Below are 19,256 nucleotides of genomic sequence, written 5' to 3'. Positions count from 1 at the left end.
GATATCCTGAGATCAGAGGCTGGCCGCCGTGCTGTCCATCCAGGCGCGGTGACGCTCCTCGTCGGCCAGCGCGCTGGCGAAGAACGCCTTGGACTTCGGCACCGCATCGCCATGGTCGGCGGCGCGCTGATAGGCAGCGACGGTGTCGTCCTCGTTGGTCTTCATGGCCTTGAGGATCGTGGCGTCGCCCATGAGGCCGGCCAGCGCGACCTTGCCCGTGGTCAGGACCTGCTTCATGTCGCCCGAGGTCGGCGGATCGAACGAGAGTTCGCGGGCCATCTCATGCAGCACGTCGAGATGCTGCTGGTGATCCTTGCGGAAGGCCGCAACCTGCGTCGCAAGGCTCTTGTCGCTCAGATTCTCGATGCAGGTTTCATATGCCGCGATGGCGTCGTGCTCGAGAATGATGAGATCGCGAACCAGCGACTTGATGTCGGTCTCTGTTCCAACTGTCGTAACCATGATCGTCTCCTTTGTCGGCGCATGCGCGGTTCACCCTGCGAACTGGCGGGTTGATGCGCGGATCGCTCAGCCGAGCGTTCCTCGTTGCCTGACCCGAGAAAGGCGGTGACCGCGTCGAACGTTTCATCCGAGTTGCTTGTGCGGCTAAAGGAAAGGGCATCCGCGGGACGGATAGGTGCCTACGGAGCTGGCGCGCATGCGCGACTAAACTTCCAAGCCGGTAATGAATCCGAGTAGCTCTGAGGAATATATTCGCGTAGGCCGCGACTATACCGGCAGCGCTCTGCGCGGGGCACCATCAAGCGCGGTCGGCGATGGACCATCGCCGACCGCGGATCATAACATGACAAATTTGATCATGATTAATCGCCCAGCGCGCTCGTGGCGCCCTGCCACGGCGATCCGTAATCCTTGCGAAACCTTGCGGGCCGGCAGCGTAGCCGACCTGATCCAAGGATGCGGAAATCGGCATGAAGAAGCGATCCGCCGGCTACGGGTTCGACCGGATCGACCGGATCGACCTGCATGGGGAAGCTCGACGGGGTGGCGCCCGTGTCCGTATCCTCGCCCATGTCCGCGTCCGCAAGCGGGGAACGCGTCAGTCAGTTTTGCCCGAGATAAGTCCGGAGCGTGTCGGCGGTGCCTTTCGCCGCCAGCATGCGCAGCCACTCCGCGAAGGGCTCGGCAAAGCGCGGCTCGTCCTTCAGCCTGCCATAGACGGCTTCCATCGACAGCCAGGCCATCGGGTCGGTTTCGGCGGCCCGGGCCCGTTCGGTCAGGTGATCCCAGTCGGGATCGTTCGGCGCGATCGCCGCGCCGGAATCGGTCACGCCCCGGCAGTAGCGGCACCACAGCGCGCTTTCGAGCGCCAGGCCCGTGGGGCTGCGCCCGGCCTGCAGATTGTCGAGCACCGACGGCACGATGAATTTCGGCTGGCGGTTCGAGCCGTCGAGGCACAGGCGGCGGATGGTATCGCCGATCTTCGGATTGCCGAACCGGCGCTTGATCAGGGCGTAATAGGCGCCGAGATCGGTGTCGGGCACCGGCGGCAGGATCGGCAGGATGTCCTCGGTCTCGACCTTGTCGAGAAAGCGCGCGACGAGATCGGTCTGCATTGCCTCATGGACGAAATGCACATCCAGCAGCCCCGCCGGATAGGCGATGATCGCATGGCCGCCATTGAGGATGCGGATCTTCATATGCTCGTAGGGTGTGACGTCGGGCACGAACTGCACGCCGACCTTCTCCAGCGCCGGGCGGCCGGCGGGAAAATCGTCCTCCAGCACCCATTGCTTGAATTCCTCGCAATAGACCGGCCAGGCGTCGTCGATGCCCAATGTCTCGCGGCAATGGTCGATCTCGCGCTGGCTGGTCGCCGGGGTGATGCGGTCCACCATGCCGTTCGGAAAGGCGACATTCGCCGCGATCCATTCGGCCAGCGCGCCATCCACCAGCCGCGCCATGCCGATGACGGCGCCCGCGCAGACCTTGCCGTTATGGGGAATGTTGTCGCAGGACATCACCGTGAAGGGCGGAACGCCGCGCGCATGCCGCGTCCTCAGCCCCGCGCAGATCAGGCCGAACACCGTCGTCGGCGCCTCGGGGTTCTGCGCGTCGGCGACAATCGCCGGATGGGCCGGATCGAATTTGCCGTCCGGGTCGATGAAATAGCCGCCCTCGGTCACCGTCAGGGAGACGATCCGGATCGCCGGATCCGCGAGCTTTTCGACGATCGCCGGCGTGTCGCCCACCGGCAGCATGTCGATCATCGCGCCGGTCACCCGGGCGCTGGTGCTGGCATTGTCCTGCTCGACGACGGTGGTCAGGTAATCCTGCCCCGCCAGCCTGTCGCGCATGGCCTGGTCGGAGGGCATGACGCCGGCGCCGAGGATCGCGAAATCGTGCCCCTCCCCCATCTCGAACAGGGCGTCGAGATAGACCGCCTGATGGGAGCGATGGAAATTGCCGATGCCGAAATGCACGATGCCGGCACGCAAGCCCGAGCGGTCGTAGCTCGGCACCGCGGCCTTGCCGGCGATGTCGGGAAGATTGGCGGCGCAAAGCCGGACGCTCATGGCAGGTCTCCTCGGGCTGATCGTCGTGGCTGCCAGACGCTCGGCGTGCGCAGGAACGGCAGGACATTGTGCGGGCGCAAACGGTTGCGGGGCGGAGGTCCCGCCGGCCGCCCTCCTCCTAGCGGACGGCCAGACCCTGGCCGTCGAAGCGGTGCAGCTTGTCTTCCTGCGGGGTCAGATAGACCGTGTCGCCGTGATGGACAGGGAACTCGCCGCCCGCGCGAACGGTCAGCGGCTCGTGGTGAATGGGCGATTCCACGTGCAGGAAGGTGTCGGAGCCCAGATGTTCGGCGACCTTCACGGTGCCCGTCCAGCTTCCTTCCGTGGTCGACAGCGTGACGTGCTCCGGCCGGATGCCGATCGTCTCGACGCCGTAGCGCTGCGCCTCCGCACCCGTCACGAGATTCATCTTCGGCGAGCCAATGAAGCCGGCGACGAAAGTGTTCTGCGGCGCCGTGTAGAGGTCGAGCGGCGAGCCCACCTGCTCGACCTTGCCGGCGCGCAGGACGACGATCTTGTCGGCCATGGTCATCGCCTCGACCTGGTCGTGGGTCACGTAGACCATCGTCGTCTTCAGCCGCTGGTGCAGTTCGGAGATCTCCAGCCGCATGCCGACCCGCAGCGCCGCATCGAGATTGGAGAGCGGCTCGTCGAAGAGGAACGCCGCCGGCTCGCGCACGATCGCCCGGCCGATGGCGACGCGCTGGCGCTGACCGCCGGACAATTGCCCCGGCCGCCGGTCGATATAGGCGTCGAGATTGAGCGTCTTCGCCGCGTAGTCCACCCGCCGGTCGATCTCCGACTTGTCCATATTGGCCATCTTCAGCGGAAAGGCGATGTTCTTGCGCACGCTCATATGCGGGTAGAGCGCATAGGACTGGAACACCATGGCGAGGCCGCGCCTGGCCGGCGGCAGCTCGGTGGCGTTCTGGCCGTCGATCATGATCTGCCCGGCGGTGACATCCTCCAGCCCGGCGATCAGCCGCAGGAGGGTGGACTTGCCGCAGCCGGACGGGCCGACGAAGACCACGAACTCGCCGTCCTCGATCTTCAGGTCGAGTTCTGGAATGATGACGACGTCGCCGAAGGTCTTGCGAACCTTTTCGAGGTGGATCTGTCCCATGGCGGAAGCTCCTTACTTGACGGCGCCGAAGGTGAGGCCACGCACAAGCTGTTTTTGCGAGAACCATCCGACGATGAGGATTGGCGCGATGGCAAGCATCGAGGCCGCGGAGAGCTTGGCGTAGAAATTGCCCTGCGGGCTGGAGAACGAGGCGATGAAGGCAGTCAGCGGCGCCGCGTTCGAGGTCGTCAGGTTCAGCGTCCAGAACGCTTCGTTCCACGACAGGATGATGTTTAAAAGCACCGTCGAGGCGATGCCCGGCACCGCCATCGGCGCCAGCACCTGGGTGATCTCCTTGCGCAGATTGGCGCCGTCCATGCGGGCCGCCTCGAGGATCTCGCCGGGGATCTCCTTGAAGTAGGTGTAGAGCATCCAGACGATGATCGGCAGGTTGATCAGGAACAGGACGACGATCAGGCCGAGCCGGGAATCCAGAAGGCCGAAACGCACGAACAGCAGGTAGATCGGAATCAGCACGCCGACAGCCGGCAGCATCTTGGTGGACAGCATCCACAGGAGGATGTCCTTGGTCCGCTTGGTCGGCGAGAAGGCCATCGCCCAGGCCGCGGGAATGGCGAAGATCAGCCCCAGCGCCGTCGAGCCGAGCGACAAATAGATCGAGTTCATCATGTAGTGGAGGTAGTTCGACTGGGTCTGGATGGTCCGGTAGTTCTCCAGCGTCCATTCGAAGCCGACGAAGACCGCCGGGGTGGAGATCGCCTGCAGCTCGGTCTTGAACGAGGTCAGGAAGGTCCACAGGATCGGGAAGAAGATCACCAGCCCGACGAACCATGCGAGTACCGACATCGAGATCTTGCGGCTCGTGGTCATGCGACGTGACATCTGGCAGCCCTCCTCAGGCGTCGAGATTCTTGCCGATCAGGCGGACGAGGAAGATCGCGACGATATTGGCAAGGATCACCGCCACGATGCCGCCGGCCGAGGCCGCGCCGATATCGCCGTAGGAGGTCGCCTGCTGCGCCACGAGATAGGTGATGTTGGTCGATTGCGATCCCGGCCCGCCCTGCGTCGTCACCAGGATCTCGGCATAGATCGACAGGAGGAAGATCGTCTGGATGAGGATCACCACGGTGATCGCCCGGCTCATATGCGGCAGGGTGATGTAGAAGAAGATCGACAGCGCCCCCGCCCCGTCCATCTCGGCCGCCTCCTTCTGGTCGGTCGACAGGGACTGCAGGGCGGTCAGGAGGATCAGCGTGGCGAAGGGCAGCCACTGCCAGGCGACGATGATGATGATCGACAGAAGCGGCACGTCGGTCATCCAGTCGATCGGCGTGAAGCCGAGGCCGGTCAGGAACTGGCCGATCACCCCGTAGACCGGGTTCATCATCATGTTCTTCCAGACCAGCGCCGCCACGGTCGGCATGACGAAGAACGGCGCAATCACCAGAAGCCGGACGAAGTTCACCCCGTAGACGTCGTGGTCGAGCAGCAGGGCGACGAGGATGCCGCCGCCCACCGTGATGGCGAGAACGCCGAGCACCAGCACCAGCGTGTTGCCGAGGGCTGCGAGAAAGGTCGGATCGGTAAGGAAGTAGCTGTAGTTCTCGAAGCCGACAAAGGGCTGCGAGAGCGGGTTGTAGAGCGTGTAGTTCAGCGTCGAGAAGTACAGCGTCATCGCCAGCGGCACGATCATCCAGATCAGGAGGACGATCACCGCCGGCGCCATCATCGCGCGGGCCGCGGCTTTGGTGTGCAAGGTGGCCATGACACTCCCCCCTCTGCCGCACCGGGTGATGCGGAGCCTGAAGTTCGAACCCGGTCGCCGGCCACGCGGACGGCGTCACGGCTTTCCTGGCAGGTCGCACGGGCCCGGCGATGGTGTCGGGCCGCGCGTATATTGCAGGGCGGGCCAACGGAGAAATCTGCGGACGCGGTCGGGGCGGTTTCGCGCTCCCGTCATCGCCCGCGAACCGGCGGCCCTGTCGGCAGGGCGGCTCGTTCGGCGGCCGCCCTTGCCCATGATCGTCCGCCGGGCGTCGCGCGCGCCGGGATCAGTTCTTGATGTAACCGCCGCGGGTCATCTCGCGGACCGCGATCGCCTGCGACTGCTGCAGCGCCTGCTCGACGGTCGATGCCCCCGACAGGGCCGCGGCCATCTGCTGGCCGACCGCCGTGCCGAGCCCCTGGAACTCGGGGATCGCGGCGAATTGCAGACCGACATAGGGCTTGTCGTCCGTCATCGACGGATCGGCATTGTTGATCGCCGTCAGGGTTGCGTCCGCGAAGGGCGCAGCCTCGGTGTATTCCGAGTTCTCATAGAGCGAGGTGCGGGTGCCGGGAGGCACGTTGGCCCAGCCTTCCTTCTCGGCGACGAGGGCGAGATATTCCTTGGAGGTCGCCCAGCCGATGAAGGTCTGCGCGGCGTCGGCCTTTTCCGACGATGCCGGGACCGCCAGCGACCAGGCCCACAGCCAGTTGTAGCCGTTGTTCGGGCAGTTCTCGATGCCGCAGGGCGCCGGCGCGAAACCGACCTGATCGGGCACCTGGCTCTGCTTGGGGTCGGTCACGAAGGACGCGGCGACCGAGGCGTCCATCCACATGCCGCATTTGCCCTGGCCGAACAGCGAGAGATTCTCGTTGAAGCCGTTGGAGGCGGCGCCCGGAGGACCGTATTTGTTCATCAGGTCGACATAGAGGGTGATGGCCTTCGTCCAGCCTTCGCCCTCGAATTGCGGCTGCCAGTCGGCATCGAAATAATTCGCGCCGAACGAGCGGGCCATGTTGCCGAGGAAGCCCATATTCTCGCCCCAGCCGGGCTTGCCGCGCAGGCAGAGGCCGTAGACGCCGGCATCCTGATCGGTGATCTTCTCGGCCGCCTCGGCGATGAAGTCCCAGGTCGGCTGCTCGGGCATCTCCAGCCCGGCCTTCTCGAACAGGTCGGTGCGATAGAGCGTCAGCACGCTCTCGGCATAGAAGGGTGCCGCGTAGAGCGTGCCGTCGACCGACAGCGCGTTGCGGATCGCCGGGATCAGATCGTCCGCGTCGTAATCGTCTCCGAGACCGTCCAGCGGCTTCAGCCAGTCCTGCTTGGCCCAGATCGGCACTTCGTAGGTGCCGATGGTCATGACGTCGAACTGGCCGCCATTGGTGGCGATGTCGGTCGTCACGCGCTGGCGCAGGATGTTCTCCTCCAGCGTCACCCAGTCGAGCTTGATATCGGGATGGGCCGCCTCGAATTCCGACGACAGCCCCTGCATGCGGACCATGTCGCTGTTATTGACGGTACCAATCGTCAGGGTTGTCTGGGCATGGGCCGGCGCCTGCCAGGCGAAGGCCGCCAAGGCAGTTGCAGCTGCAAGTACCGTCTTGGTCGTCGAATAGTTCATCTCGGTCCTCCCGGTTCACTCGACTGGCCGTTGACCGGCTCTCTTCCGATTTGCGAACCAGTCTGCCTTGGGAATACCGGAACGGCAATACGTCCATCGCCGATGAGTTGGCCGCCGCGGGCGGCGCAGTTTGGCGCAACCGCAAGATGGTATCGTTTGAAACGGCATCGTCCGTCGACCTTACGGCTGGCATCGGCCTCGGTCGGAACGCCTGCGAGGCGACGGTGACGTTGTGGGACGCAGCCCCGGTTCGCGGTCAGCCCGCAAAGGCAAACTCGCCGGCGGCCTCCCATGGCCCTCCCCGGTAATGCCACAGCAGCAGGCCGGTGGCCGTCACCTCGAACGGCTCGAACGCCGCCGACATCGCGGCATGAAGCGCCCTGGCTTCGGCAGCCCGGACCTTGTTCTGGATCGTGACATGCGGGCGAAAGCCCTGCGCGTCCTGCCGTGTCAGATGCCCGGACCAGAGCCGTGCGAGATCCTGCCGGAGCCCGGCCAGGGCGGGGCTGTCGATGGCATAGGCCGTGCCCTGCCCGAGGAACCGCAGCGACGTCACAGGCATTGCAAAGGCCGGTCGCTCCGCCGCCTGCGCGGCAAGCACATCGCAGATCTCCCGGTATTGTCCGCCCGGCAGATGATGGAACAGGGTGAGATGCGCCGGGATCAGATTGCGCTCCGGCGGAAAATGCTGCCGCCGCTCCCGGTCGAAACGCGCAAAGCTCGCCGCATCGAAGCGCAGTGTCAGGATCAGCGGCGCGTCATCCATGGCGTCGATCGTCACAACGCATGGCGGGTCGTGCCGCGAAAGGCCCGCAGCCCTGCCCACCAAGACGGTGGCGGCACCCGGCTTCGCTACCCGTCGCCAAGGCTCTCATACCATTCGGCATAGGCGGTCCCCGCCACCATCCGCCGATTGAGGTCGGGCGCGCCGTCCGTCCACCAGACGGGCCCGCGTTCGCCGAGGCTCGTCTTCGCCGCGTCCACGCGTTGGCGCGCCTCCGCCTTCAGGGCGGCATCGTCCTTGGCGTCGCGGACCGCACGCCGGGCAGACATCAGTTCGTTGACGAGATGCTGGCGCCGTTCGGGATCGAGCGACGGGTCGCTCGATCGCCAGAGCCGGCCCCGCACGACGAAATAGCGTCCGTCCGGCGTGGTCGGATACGTCTTGCCCGATGCCGCGGCGGCCTTGCCGTTCTGCGCCATTACGACACCACGGGCAGGTGCCGGACACACCGCCGGCTGCCGATGGCAGCCCTCCGCGCCTCGCGATCCGGCATGGTCGGGTGCCTAGTTGCGCACGGGTGCATGGGCCGAGCCCTGCGCCGTCACTGAGCGGTCGATCCGCTCGCGATCCAGCACGCCGGAGGCGCGCAGCTCCGCCTTCAGCTTGTCGATCGGCGGGGCGTAGAGAAACCCGAAGGAGACGCAATGGTCGCGCCCCTCCACCGCGTGGTGAAGCCGGTGGGCCTGCACGAGGCGCTTGGCATAGCCGCGATGCGGCACGTAGCGGAACGGCCAGCGCTGGTGCACCAGCCCGTCATGGGCGACGAAATAGAGAAGCCCGTAGAGCGTGATGCCCCATGCGATCGCAAGGAGAACGGGCGAAAGCGCCTGTCCGACGAAGAACAGGGCGACGGCCATGAGGCTGAAGACGACGGCGTAGAGGTCGTTCTTCTCGAAGAAGCCTTCGGTCTCCTCGTGGTGGGATTTGTGCCAGCCCCATCCGCTGCGCCCGTGCATGACGAATTTGTGCATCGCCCAGGCAAACGCTTCCATCGCGGCCACGGTGGCGATCACGATCAGGGCGTAGAGGAGAATCTCGAAAAACATGGCGGCTCTGCAGGTTGCGGGCTCGCGCTCTGGCGCGCGCCCATGCTGTCAATATGGCGAGGAGGTACCGTGCTGCCAAGCACCGGCCGGACGCGTAAAAACCGCGCAAGGGCGATGGCGCGGACGGCTCAGACGGCGCCCAGCACCCTCAGCGTGCCGAGCACCAGACCGTCATGGATCGACACGACCAGCGCGATCTCGACCATTACGGCCGCCAGCAGCGTGGCGCGCCAGCCCAGCAGCCGGGCGATGAAGAAGCCGAGGGTCACGCAGGCCGTATCGCTCAGCGAATTGACGATACTATCGCCGGCATAGGCTCCGGGCTGGCTCGTTTCGTTGAACAGCCGGACGACCGGCGGCGTGTTCTCGACGATCTCCCAGACAACGCTTCCCAGAACGACGACCACCAGCTTGGAGCGAGCCGGCCATCCGGGCTTGAGCCCGTCGACGAAGACATAGAGTCCCGCCCCGAACAGGACATGCATGAAGGAATAGGGGTCGGTCAGATGCTGGGAATTCGCCACCAGCTCGAAGCTCGATGACCAGAGGCGCAAGGGCTCCTGCACCGGCACCAGCGGACGCCCGAACAGCCAGAGGGACAGCGCCGCGAGGGCGTTGGCGGCAAGGCAGAGCAGCACGCAGAGCGCAAGCGATGGCCGGCCCGCACCTCCGGGTCCGGTGGTGGCGAGCGCATCGAGCGAACTGTCTCTGGCATTCGGATAGGCGAGTTTCATGCCTGCCTGGATATGGGAGGTTCGGCGCAATGGTCACGCCCGATGCGACAGTGTCGCATTCAAGGACGCGTCATTCTCCGGATCTCGGCTGCGAGGCCGCCTTGTACCTCCCGTGATCGGCTGGGAGGCGCACCCCGGCCCGAGTCCCGCAGCAAGGGCGAAACGCCGCAGTCCGCTTTCCATGGACGACCGGATGTTTAGCTTTGCCCCGATGAACGATGTCGCCATCCCGGCCGGACAGGCCCCCTCCTCCGCGCGCACGCGCAAACCGGTGCTGCGACCGTTCCAGGCGGCGATCGGCCTGACGCTGGCGGGCTGCGTTCTGGCGGCATGGATCGCCATCCATGTCGGCGCGGTGTTCTTTCTCGATGTCGGATGGCGGACGCTGCCCCTCGTGCCCGTCCTCATCGCCGTGCAGTGCTGGCTGACCGTCGGGCTCTTCATCGTCGCGCATGACGCCATGCACGGCTCGCTCGCTCCCGGATGGCCGCGCCTGAACGCCGCCATCGGCGCCTTCATCCTGACGATCTATGCCGGCTTTGCCTGGCGCCGGGTCCGGGGCGCGCATATGGCCCATCACGACGCGCCGGGCACGGCCAACGATCCGGATTTCTTCGTCGAAGAGCCCGACCGCTTCTGGCCCTGGTTCCGCGCCTTCTTCCTGCGCTATTTCGGCCGGCGCTCGATCCTGTTCGTGTGCACAGTGGTCGCCGTCTACATCCTGGTCCTGGGTGCGCCCGTGCTCAACGTCGTCCTGTTCTACGGGCTTCCGTCCCTGCTCTCGTCGCTGCAGCTCTTCTATTTCGGCACGTTCCGTCCGCACCGGCACGAAGAGGACGGTTTCGTCGACGCGCACAATGCGCGCTCCAACGAGTTCGGCTACATCGCCTCGCTGCTGTCCTGCTTCCATTTCGGCTACCACCACGAGCACCATACCGAACCCTGGGTGCCGTGGTGGGGGCTGCCCAGCCAATGGCGGCAGCGCCAGACGTCCTGAGGCCGGCCCGGCAGACGTGCCCTGCCGATGCAGTGATGGCCAGCGTCAGCCGGCGGGTCGATACCGGTCGGTGTCGAGCCTTGGCAGGAACCAGGCCAGGAGCCCCGCCAGCGGCAGGAACGAGCAGATGCGGTAGACGGTCTCGATGCCGTAGCTGTCGGCAAGGCCGCCGAGGATCGCCGCGGCGATGCCGCCCAGGCCGAAGTTCAATCCGTAGAACAGGCCGCCGATGAGGCCGATCCGGTTGGGCAGCAACTCCATGGCGTAGATCAGGATCGAGGCGAAGGCGCTGGCCATGACGAGGTTGATCGCGATGGTCAGGACGCCCGTCCAGAACAGGTCGGCATAGGGCAACAGCAGGGTGAGAGGCAGCGGCCCGAGCACCGAGATCCAGATGATCCGGTAGCGGCCGATGCGGTCGCCGACGATCCCGCCGATCAGCGCGCCCGCGGCGGCCGAGATCAGGAAGATGAACAGCATCATCTGCGACTGCGGGATCGACAGGCCGAACCGCTCGATCAGGTAGAAGGTGTAGAACGACCGGAAACTCTCCGCATAGGCGTTCTTGGAGAACATCAGCAGCGTCAGCACCGTCAGGCCGATGGCGATCGTCGCCGTGCCATGCCGCGGCAGGTCGGCCTGCTGGCTGGCCAGCGACGCGCGCAATTCGGAGAAATGCCGGCTGATCGTCGCCTGCTGCCGGCCGATCCAGGTCAGGAGCAGCATGGCCGTCAGCGCCGCGGCGGTGAACCAGGCAAGGCTCGGCTGCCCCAGAGGCACGATGATCAGCGCGGCGAAGACCGGGCCGAGGGCACCGCCCGCCTGCCCGCCGACCTGGAAGATGCCCTGTGCCAGCCCCTGCCGGCCGCCGGCCGCATAGCGGGCCATGCGCGTCGCTTCCGGGTGGAAGATCGAGGAGCCGATGCCGATCAGCGCCACGGCGAAGAGAATGGCTCCGTAGCTCGTCGCGAAGGCGAGGCCGAGCAGGCCCGACAGGGTGAACATCATCCCCATGACCGGCGAATAGGGCGCCGGTCGGCGGTCCGTATAGAAGCCGACCAGCGGCTGCAGCAGCGATCCGGCGATCTGGAAGGTCAGCGTGATCATGCCGATCTGCCAGAAATCAAGCCCGTAGCTGCGCTGGATGATCGGGTAGATGGCCGGGATCAGCGACTGCATGAGGTCGTTGAGGAGATGCGCGACACCCAGAACGACCAGAACGCCCGTGTAGGTCCGGGGCTTCAGGGACATGGCAGGAGCGGTGTTCATTCGGGCAATCCGTCATTCGCCGACGCAGGCCGCAACGATTACAGCAAACGGCGGCGGCAGACAGTATCAGATCGTATGCTCCCCTGAATATCGCCGGGGGGTGAGAAATCCCGGCCCGGCTTACGCTTCGTCCGATCCCTCGGCCGCCGGCATCGCTGCCGCCAGGCGATCCAGCAGATCGTTCGCGTGCGCCAGCGGGTCGGCTTCGTCGTCCTCGGGCGCCGGGAAGATCAGCCGGCTCTTCGACCATTCGGCATCGTCGAGCCGGTCTTCGATCCCGGCATCCTGCAGCGCCGCAGACATTGCCGGCGTAAAGCTCAACGCCGTCGCCTTCGGGCCATGGTCGAGCTTCGCGACCCCGGCCGCGCGGCAGCGAAGCCGGAGCTCCGCGAGCCCGAAATGGGTCAGGAGCGTTGCCGGCATCGGCCCGAACCGGTCCACGATCTCCACCCGCAACGCGTCGAGCGTCGCCGCGTCCGAGACCCGTTCGAGCAGCAGCGCCAGCTCGATCCGCATATCCGGTTCGGGAACGTAGTCGGACGGGATCGTCGCCGGCAGCCCAAGGGAAATCACCGGCCGGACATCGTCCGGCTCCGGCCGGCCCTGCGCAAGCGCGACGGCGCGTTCCAGGATCTTGCGATACAGCCCGATGCCGATCGTCTGGACGTGACCGGCCTGCTCGTCGCCCAGGAGTTCGCCCGTCCCGCGCAGATCGAGGTCGCGCGCGGCGATGTCGAAGCCTGCACCGAGCGTGCTGAATTCCTCCAGTGCCTCGAGCCGGCTTCGGGCGTGCTCGCCGAGCTCCCTGCCAGCTTCGGTGGTCAGGAGGACGTGGCCGCGGCGGGCGCCCCGGCCGACCCGGCCGCGCAACTGGTGCAGTTCGGCCAGACCGAAGCGGTCGGCATGGCACACCACCATGGTGTTGGCATTGGCGACATCGAGCCCGCTTTCCACGATGGCCGTCGCCAGAAGAATGTCGTGCTCGCCATGGGCGAAGGCCAGCATCGCGTCCTCCACCTCGTCGGGCTTCATCTTGCCGTGCAGCGTGACCGTCGTCTGCTCCGGCACCAGCGCCTGCAGCTTCGCCGCCATCGGCTCGAGATCCTCGATGCGCGGGCAGACGACGAAGCTCTGCCCACCGCGCGCGCGCTCCGCCGCCAGGGCGTCGCGAACGGCGGCGTCGTCGAACGGCCCGACCCGCGTCTTCACCGGGCTTCGCCGGTTGGGCGGGGTCGCGATGATGCTGAGATCGCTCAGCCCGACGAAACCGGACTGGAGGGTGCGCGGAATGGGCGTCGCCGTCATCGTGAGAATATGGACGCCGTCGGCCAGCCCACGCATGGCGGTCTTCTGCTCGCTGCCGAAGCGCTGTTCCTCGTCGATGATCACCAGCGCCAGATCGTCGAAGGCGAGATCATCGGCGAGGATGGCGTGGGTCCCGACGATGATCTTCGCGGTCCCGTCCTGCATGGCGGCCTTGGCGGCATCGGCCTCGTCCTTGCCGACGAGGCGCGACAGCCGGACGATCTCGACGCCCTGAGCACCGAAGCGGACAGAAAACTCGCGAAAATGCTGCTGGGCCAGAACCGTCGTCGGCGCGATCACCGCAACCTGCCTGCCGGAGAACACCGCGGCGGCGGCGGCGCGCAGCGCCACCTCGGTCTTGCCGTAGCCGACATCGCCGCAGACCAGACGGTCCATCGGACGGCCGGAGGCCAGATTGTCGAGCACGTCCAGGCACGCATTGTTCTGGTCCGCCGTCAGTTCGTAGGCGAAGCGCGCACAGAACCGCTCGAAGGAGACCCGGTCGGGCACGATCTTCGGCGCCTTCGCCTCGGCCTTTTCCTTCAGCCGTTCGACCATGCGGTCGGCGGTCACCGAAATCGCCCCGAAGATCTCGTCACGGCGCTTCTGCCACGTCCGGCCCTTCAGATCGTCGAGCGTCACGTCGGTGGAGGCACCGCCATAGCGCCAGACCGCGCCGATGTCGGACATTGGCACCAGCAGCGCCTCGTCATTGCGGTAGCGCAGGCTCAGGGCCTCGCCTTCCGGATCGCCGCCATTGCCGTTCGGATCGATGGGCACGAGGCCGTCGAGAACCGCGACCCCGTGTTCGATATGAACGACCCGGTCGCCGGTCAGGAAGGTATCGACCTGCGGCGCGAACCCGTCCGACGGGCCGGCGACCGCGGCAGCTGCCTTCTGGCCTTCGAGGTTGCGGAGGCTGATGACGGCGACACCGCTTTCGGCGGCGACGAACCCTTCCGTGATCGGTGCGTCGAAGAGCAGCAGCGACGACGGCGCGGCGTTGCAGATGGCATCCCAGTCCGCGGCCGGCTCGAAGGCGCCGTCGAGCGCCGTGCCGGCCTTGCGGGCGGCCGATCGCATGACGCGGCCGTCCGGCCCCGCCAGAACGATGCGGTAGCCGTCGTCACGCAGCGGCGTCACGAAGGAGGCCAGTGCCTTGTAGGGCTGGCGCTCCGTCGCGAAGACCGGCACGGAATAATCCGCCTCCAAATCGTCGACGAGCGCCGTCACCCGCTCCGCGACGAGCGTGTCCCATGTCTCGCGATCCAGATGATCGGCGTGAACGGCGTGCCGGTGCGGATCGTCCGCATCGATCCGCTGCAGGGCATCGAAGACCTCGTCGGCGCGGATCTCGGCGCCGGTCTCCAGCACCATGTCCGCATCCTGCAGATAGTCGAAGACCGTCTCAGCCCGTTCGTATTGCCGGCAGAGGAACCGTTCGCTGTCGGCCGCGCCGGTCTGGAGCGTTTCGCCATCGATTTCCTGCCGGCCCGTGGCGCCGTCGTCGGCTCCGACGATCTCGCTGGCGGGATCGACGATGAGGCAGTCGGTTTCGGTGACGGATCGCTGGCTGACCGGATCATAGGAGCGGATCGCGGTCACCACCCCGTCCTCATGCTCGATCCGGCACGGCCGCGGCGCCGCGGCAGGGAAGATCTCCAGCACCTTGCCGCGAAACGCCGCCTCGCCCGGCTCGTCGACCCGGTCATCGAGCCAGTAGCCGAGATGCTGCAGCTTCGCCTGGAGGGCCGTCTGGTCGAGCGTCTCGCCGACCCGGATTTCCAGATGCAGCCCCTCCCAGACCGACTTCGGCGGCACCTTGCGGATCAGCGCCGCCGGGGTGGTGATCAGGACGGAGGGACGCTTCTCCTCGTCGAGAAGCCAGCGCAGCATCGCCATCCTGTTGCCGGCGGTCGCCACCGTCACCGGCAGGCCGTCGCCCGGAAACCCGTCCGGCGCGTCGAGCTCGCAGACCGAGCCGGGACCCGCCAGAATGCTGGCCAGGGCGAAGATGTCGTGCCGGCGCCGGCCGGTCTCGGCGATGTAGATCAGCGGGCGCCGGTCGTCCGAGACCCGCCTTGCGATCATGGCGGCGACGACCCCGATGGGATGCAGCGGGAAGACCCGTTTGTTCCCGCTCCTGCGATCCTGGCTCGTCGTCGAATGATGCATGTCCCGCCCTTTGAAAAATCCGCACCATCGAACGGGCGGGAGGGCAAAACGATCCGCGACATATTGCTCCGAATGATGGACCGCGCGAACGGCGTGCCGATCGATTGGCAGTCGGCGCAGCCGTGGGGAGGCTGGGTAAAAGCGTCGAAGCAACCGTCCTCAGAGCGAGGCGATGGCCAGATCCTGCGCGATGCGGTCGAGCTCGCCCCGCAACGCCGGGTGCAGGGCGATGCCGTCGGCCACGCGCTGCGTGCGCGCCGCCTCGCGTCCGTCGCCGGGCACGCGAACCGCCGGATAGCCCGGCAGCGGCGTGGAGGCGCGCATCTCGGCAAAGACGCGGTTCGCCGTCGCGGTGAAGTCGCCAAGGTCGCCGAAGGCCGCAATGTCGATGGCTGCGACGAACTGGCCCGTATTGGTCGGGCTCTCGGTGTCCTTGGTGAAATCCACCACGTCCCCCCCGAAGGCGGCACCGTTCAGGACGCCCGCCAGAAGCCCTATGACCATGGCGAGACCGTAGCCCTTGGGTCCGCCGATCGGCAGGAGGAACCCCTCGTCCTTCCGGTTCGGGTCGGTCAGGGGCTTGCCGTCGCGGCCGACCATCCAGCCCTCGGGCATCGGCTCGCCCTTCTGGGCAAGGGTCTTGATCTTGCCCATCGCGGCGACGGTGGTCGCCATGTCCAGAACGAAGGGGTCCGCCCCGCCCGGCGTGGCGAAGGCGATGGGGTTGGTGCCGAGAAGCAGGTCGGTACCGCCATAGGGCGCGACGTGGTTGGCGCTGCCGACGGCGGCGCAGATGCCGATCATCCCGGCCTTTGCCTGGGGGCGCACATAGAGGGCGGCGGGCCCGGCATGGTTGCCGCCGCGCACGCCCACCCAGCCGATCCCCGCCTGTCGCGCCTTGGTAATCGCCATGTCGCAGGCCTGCGCCATCGCCAGCTGGCCGAGGCCGTTGTCACCATCGATCAGCGCCGTGGCGACGGTCTCGCGCAGGACATGCGGGTTCGCGGCCGGGTTGCAGCCGCCGTCCCGCAGGCGGTTCACATACTGGCGCAGACGGAACAGGCCATGGGTGTCGTAGCCGAGAAGATCCGCCTCGACCATCAGCTCGGCCACCGAGCGGGCATCCGCTTCGGGAACCCGGAGGCTGGTGAAGGCACGGGCGGCGAAATCCGCCAGCGCCGCCCCCGAAACAGGTGCCCCGGTCACGCCCTAGCCCTCCGTGACGGTCGAGACACGTTCCTTGTGCCAGAACACGAAGCGGCGCTGGACCCAGCTCACGAAGGCGAAGAGGCCGAGCCCCACGAAGGACAGGTAGAAGATCAGCGAGAACACCCGCGGCGTGTTCAACTGGCTGGCCGCGATGCGGATCAGCTCGCCGAACCCCTTGCCGCCGCCGAGAAACTCGGCGGTGATCGCCCCCGCCATCACGCCGACCGAGCCGATCTTCAGGCCGGTGAAGATCTGCGGCAGTGCCATCGGCAGCTTCATCTTGGTCAGCGCCTGCCAGCGGGTGGCGCCCATCGTCTTGAACAGGTTGCGGCTGTTGGTGTCGGCGGCATGCAGCCCGGCCGCGGTTCCCACCACGATGGGGAAGGTCGCGATGAAGGCACCCAGCGCCACCTTGCTGTCGATGTCGAAGCCGAGCCAGGCGACGAAGAGCGGCGCGAAGGCGACCTTGGGCATGGTGTCGATGGCCACGAGATAAGGCATGATCGCCCGCTCCCCGAAAGCCGTCTCGCCGACGATCACGCCGAGGCTGAAGCCGATCGCGATGGCGAGGAGGAAGCCGTAGAACACCTCCTTCAGCGTGATCCAGAGCGCCGGCAGCATGTAGCCGCCGGTCAGGATGTTCTTGCCGACGAAGATCATGTCGGCCAGCGTCTCGCCGGGCGTCGGCAGGATGATCGGGCTGACCAGACCGAAACGGGTGATGAGGTCCCAGACCAGCACGAAGACCCCGAACACGAACAGCATCTGGATGCTGCGCGGCACGCTGTCCAGCCAGCCGACATGGACCGTCCAGACCGTATCGTCTTCTGCCGTCGGCGCCCGGTCGGCGATCCGTTCGAGACCCGTCATATGAATGCCTCCTTGTCCAGACGGCTCCGGATATGTTCGACGATCTCGCCGAATTTCGGCGTCGTCATCATGTCGAGCGTGCGGGGACGGGGCAGGTCGATCTCGACCACTTCGGCAATTCGGCCGGGGCGCGGCTTCATCACATAGACCACGTCCGACAGGATCACCGCTTCCTGGATCGAGTGGGTGACCAGGAAGGCGGTCGCGTTGCGCGACATGCAGATGCGCTGCAGCTCCATGTTCATGAAGTCGCGGGTCAGTTCGTCCAGCGCACTGAACGGCTCGTCGAGCAGCAACACGGCCGGCTCGGTGATCAGCATCCGGCAGATCGAGGCGCGCTGCGCCATGCCGCCGGACAGATCGCCCGGATAGGAATTCTCGAACCCCTTCAGGCCGACCAGTTCGAGGAGTTCGCGGGCCGGCTCCTGCGCGGCCTTGGCCGCCGCCCGTCCGTCACGGATCTCGATCGGCAGCACGATGTTCTGCAGCGTGGTGCGCCAGGGAAACAGCGTCGCCTGCTGGAACATCATGCCGATGTCGCGGCGTGGGCCGGTCACGGGGCGGTCCTGGAGAACCACCCGCCCCGTGGATGGCGGGATCAGCCCCGACATGATCTTCAGCAAGGTCGACTTGCCGCAACCACTGGACCCGATCACGGCCGAGAAACTGCCCCGGGTCAGGGTCAGATTGACCCCTTCCAGTGCCGTGATCGCATTGCGGGCGTAGGTCTTGCCCACGTTTCGGAGCTGATAGACGAGCTCGCTATGGCTCTCCGTCGGCTCGATCAGGGTTGCGGCAGCCTGCATTACTGTGCGCTCCCGTTGACCTTCATCGTGAAGTCATTGGTGTACGCTTCGGTCAGGTCGGCCAGCGGCTCGGCCATTTCACCACCGGTGACCTGGACCTCCTGCCATTCTTCCCAGACTTCGGGCGGCTGGTAACCGAGGCCCTTGGACTGGTCGACCGGGACGGTCTTGCTGCGCACCGCATCGAACAGGGCCGCGGCGAAGTCGCGATCCTCGCTCTCCTGCGGATTGCCGGCCGCCATGTGCTCCAGCACCTTGTCGCGATTGGCATCGTCGAGGGCGAAGACATGCCCCTTGTGGATCGCCCGCACGAACTTCTCGACCAGCTCCGGATCGTCGCGGATCAGCTCGCCGGTCGTGGCGAAGCCGTTGCCGAAGAAGCGCGCATATTCCGACGGCGTGATGTCGCGCACCGCCTGCCCGCGCTGGTTCAGGATCGCGGCATCCGCGGTCGAGGACGAATAGGCGGCAATGGCATCCTGCGAAAAGGCCGCGACGGCCGGGCCGCCATCGCCGACGGTCAGGAAGGTGTAGTCAGTGCCTTCGGTCAGGCCCGAACCCGACAGTACGTTGCGGGCAAATCCGACCTCGGCCCCGTCCGCGGTGCCGGTGCCGACGACCTTGCCCTTCAGCTCTTCCGGAGCCTGGATCTCGCTGGCTTCCGGCACGACGATGCCGAAATTGGACCGGGCGGCGAAATTGTAGATGAACACGACGTCGACGCCGCGGCTGCGGGCGGCGAGGACCGGTCCCGGACCCGGCCGGCCGAACTGGGCCTGGCCCGAGGACAGGGCCTGCAGGACGGCGCCGGAGCCGTTGATCGCCTCGACCGAGACGTCGAGACCTTCCTCCGCGAAATATCCTTCGCCGATGGCGACGAACACGTTGAACGAGTTGATGGCGGAGGGGCTGGGCTGGACGAAGGTGACCTTCGTCATGTCCTGTGCGGATGCGGGCCCTGCCATGGCCAGCGGTGTCGCCGCCATGGCCCCGGCCAAGAGCGCTGTGAAGATTCGTCTGTTCAGCATGTCATTCCTCCCAGAATGTTAGA

General features: G+C 66.4%; 18 protein-coding genes. 1 reads left to right on the top strand and 17 read right to left on the bottom strand.

What is annotated here, in order from left to right; genetic code table 11:
• Positions 1 to 12: 12 nt before the first annotated feature.
• The 11 genes from J3367_RS00945 to J3367_RS00895 all read right to left on the bottom strand — a co-directional run bounded on the left by J3367_RS00945 (position 13) and on the right by J3367_RS00895 (position 9,574).
• Positions 13 to 462, bottom strand: a complete 450-nt coding sequence (locus J3367_RS00945; RefSeq protein WP_024349170.1) for a DUF2383 domain-containing protein — start codon at positions 460 to 462, stop codon at positions 13 to 15.
• Between the two features lie 362 nt (positions 463 to 824).
• The gene (locus J3367_RS00940) at positions 825 to 1,034 is read right to left on the bottom strand and encodes a hypothetical protein (protein ID WP_060576852.1); all 210 of its coding nucleotides are present in this window, start codon (positions 1,032 to 1,034) and stop codon (positions 825 to 827) included.
• Between the two features lie 30 nt (positions 1,035 to 1,064).
• A complete protein-coding gene (locus tag J3367_RS00935) occupies positions 1,065 to 2,537 on the bottom strand; it encodes a mannitol dehydrogenase family protein (protein WP_024349171.1) in 1,473 nt (490 codons plus the stop codon).
• Positions 2,538 to 2,655: 118 nt separating this feature from the next.
• Positions 2,656 to 3,660: an ABC transporter ATP-binding protein gene (locus tag J3367_RS00930; RefSeq protein WP_024349172.1), complete on the bottom strand. Its 1,005-nt coding sequence runs from the start codon at positions 3,658 to 3,660 to the stop codon at positions 2,656 to 2,658.
• Positions 3,661 to 3,672: 12 nt separating this feature from the next.
• Positions 3,673 to 4,503, bottom strand: coding sequence for a carbohydrate ABC transporter permease (locus tag J3367_RS00925; protein WP_024349173.1), 831 nt, complete (start codon positions 4,501 to 4,503; stop codon positions 3,673 to 3,675).
• Between the two features lie 13 nt (positions 4,504 to 4,516).
• Positions 4,517 to 5,389, bottom strand: coding sequence for a carbohydrate ABC transporter permease (locus J3367_RS00920; protein ID WP_024349174.1), 873 nt, complete (start codon positions 5,387 to 5,389; stop codon positions 4,517 to 4,519).
• A gap of 286 nt (positions 5,390 to 5,675) precedes the next feature.
• A complete protein-coding gene (locus tag J3367_RS00915; protein ID WP_024349175.1) occupies positions 5,676 to 7,010 on the bottom strand; it encodes an ABC transporter substrate-binding protein in 1,335 nt (444 codons plus the stop codon).
• 256 nt (positions 7,011 to 7,266) lie between these two features.
• Positions 7,267 to 7,776, bottom strand: coding sequence for a 2'-5' RNA ligase family protein (locus J3367_RS00910; protein ID WP_024349176.1), 510 nt, complete (start codon positions 7,774 to 7,776; stop codon positions 7,267 to 7,269).
• An 86-nt stretch (positions 7,777 to 7,862) separates the two neighbouring features.
• Positions 7,863 to 8,213 carry a hypothetical protein gene (locus J3367_RS00905; RefSeq protein ID WP_024349177.1) on the bottom strand — a complete coding sequence of 117 codons (351 nt, stop codon included), beginning with the start codon at positions 8,211 to 8,213 and terminating at the stop codon, positions 7,863 to 7,865.
• Positions 8,214 to 8,297: 84 nt separating this feature from the next.
• Positions 8,298 to 8,840: a sterol desaturase family protein gene (locus tag J3367_RS00900; RefSeq protein ID WP_024349178.1), complete on the bottom strand. Its 543-nt coding sequence runs from the start codon at positions 8,838 to 8,840 to the stop codon at positions 8,298 to 8,300.
• 128 nt (positions 8,841 to 8,968) lie between these two features.
• A complete protein-coding gene (locus J3367_RS00895; RefSeq protein ID WP_024349179.1) occupies positions 8,969 to 9,574 on the bottom strand; it encodes a DUF2585 family protein in 606 nt (201 codons plus the stop codon).
• Positions 9,575 to 9,767: 193 nt separating this feature from the next.
• Here J3367_RS00895 and J3367_RS00890 point away from each other — a divergent pair, with 193 nt between their 5' ends.
• Complete coding sequence (locus tag J3367_RS00890) at positions 9,768 to 10,571, top strand: fatty acid desaturase (protein ID WP_202814795.1); 804 nt, start codon at positions 9,768 to 9,770, stop codon at positions 10,569 to 10,571.
• 45 nt (positions 10,572 to 10,616) lie between these two features.
• On the opposite strand, the gene J3367_RS00885 is transcribed toward J3367_RS00890, so the two are convergent.
• From J3367_RS00885 to J3367_RS00860, 6 genes are all read right to left on the bottom strand, one after another.
• Entirely contained in the window at positions 10,617 to 11,840 is a 1,224-nt protein-coding gene (locus tag J3367_RS00885; protein ID WP_024349181.1) for an MFS transporter, read from the bottom strand.
• 120 nt (positions 11,841 to 11,960) lie between these two features.
• Positions 11,961 to 15,320 (bottom strand): DEAD/DEAH box helicase, encoded by a 3,360-nt coding sequence (locus J3367_RS00880; protein WP_024349182.1) that lies wholly within the window; start codon positions 15,318 to 15,320, stop codon positions 11,961 to 11,963.
• A 159-nt stretch (positions 15,321 to 15,479) separates the two neighbouring features.
• Positions 15,480 to 16,526 carry an Ldh family oxidoreductase gene (locus J3367_RS00875; RefSeq protein ID WP_024349183.1) on the bottom strand — a complete coding sequence of 349 codons (1,047 nt, stop codon included), beginning with the start codon at positions 16,524 to 16,526 and terminating at the stop codon, positions 15,480 to 15,482.
• A gap of 3 nt (positions 16,527 to 16,529) precedes the next feature.
• Positions 16,530 to 17,399, bottom strand: a complete 870-nt coding sequence (locus J3367_RS00870; RefSeq protein ID WP_024349184.1) for an ABC transporter permease — start codon at positions 17,397 to 17,399, stop codon at positions 16,530 to 16,532.
• Complete coding sequence (locus J3367_RS00865) at positions 17,396 to 18,205, bottom strand: ABC transporter ATP-binding protein (RefSeq protein WP_024349185.1); 810 nt, start codon at positions 18,203 to 18,205, stop codon at positions 17,396 to 17,398. Before J3367_RS00865 ends, J3367_RS00870 begins: the two co-directional genes overlap by 4 nt.
• Positions 18,205 to 19,233: an ABC transporter substrate-binding protein gene (locus J3367_RS00860; RefSeq protein WP_024349186.1), complete on the bottom strand. Its 1,029-nt coding sequence runs from the start codon at positions 19,231 to 19,233 to the stop codon at positions 18,205 to 18,207. The genes J3367_RS00865 and J3367_RS00860 overlap by 1 nt, the downstream gene beginning before the upstream one ends.
• Positions 19,234 to 19,256: the final 23 nt, after the last annotated feature.

The sequence above is a fragment of the Aurantimonas sp. NFXS3 genome (genome assembly GCF_049132005.1).
GTDB classification, from domain to species: Bacteria; Pseudomonadota; Alphaproteobacteria; order Rhizobiales; family Rhizobiaceae; genus Aurantimonas; species Aurantimonas coralicida.
Note: the sequence above shows the minus strand (reverse complement) of the source record. Positions and strands in the feature narration are given on the sequence as shown.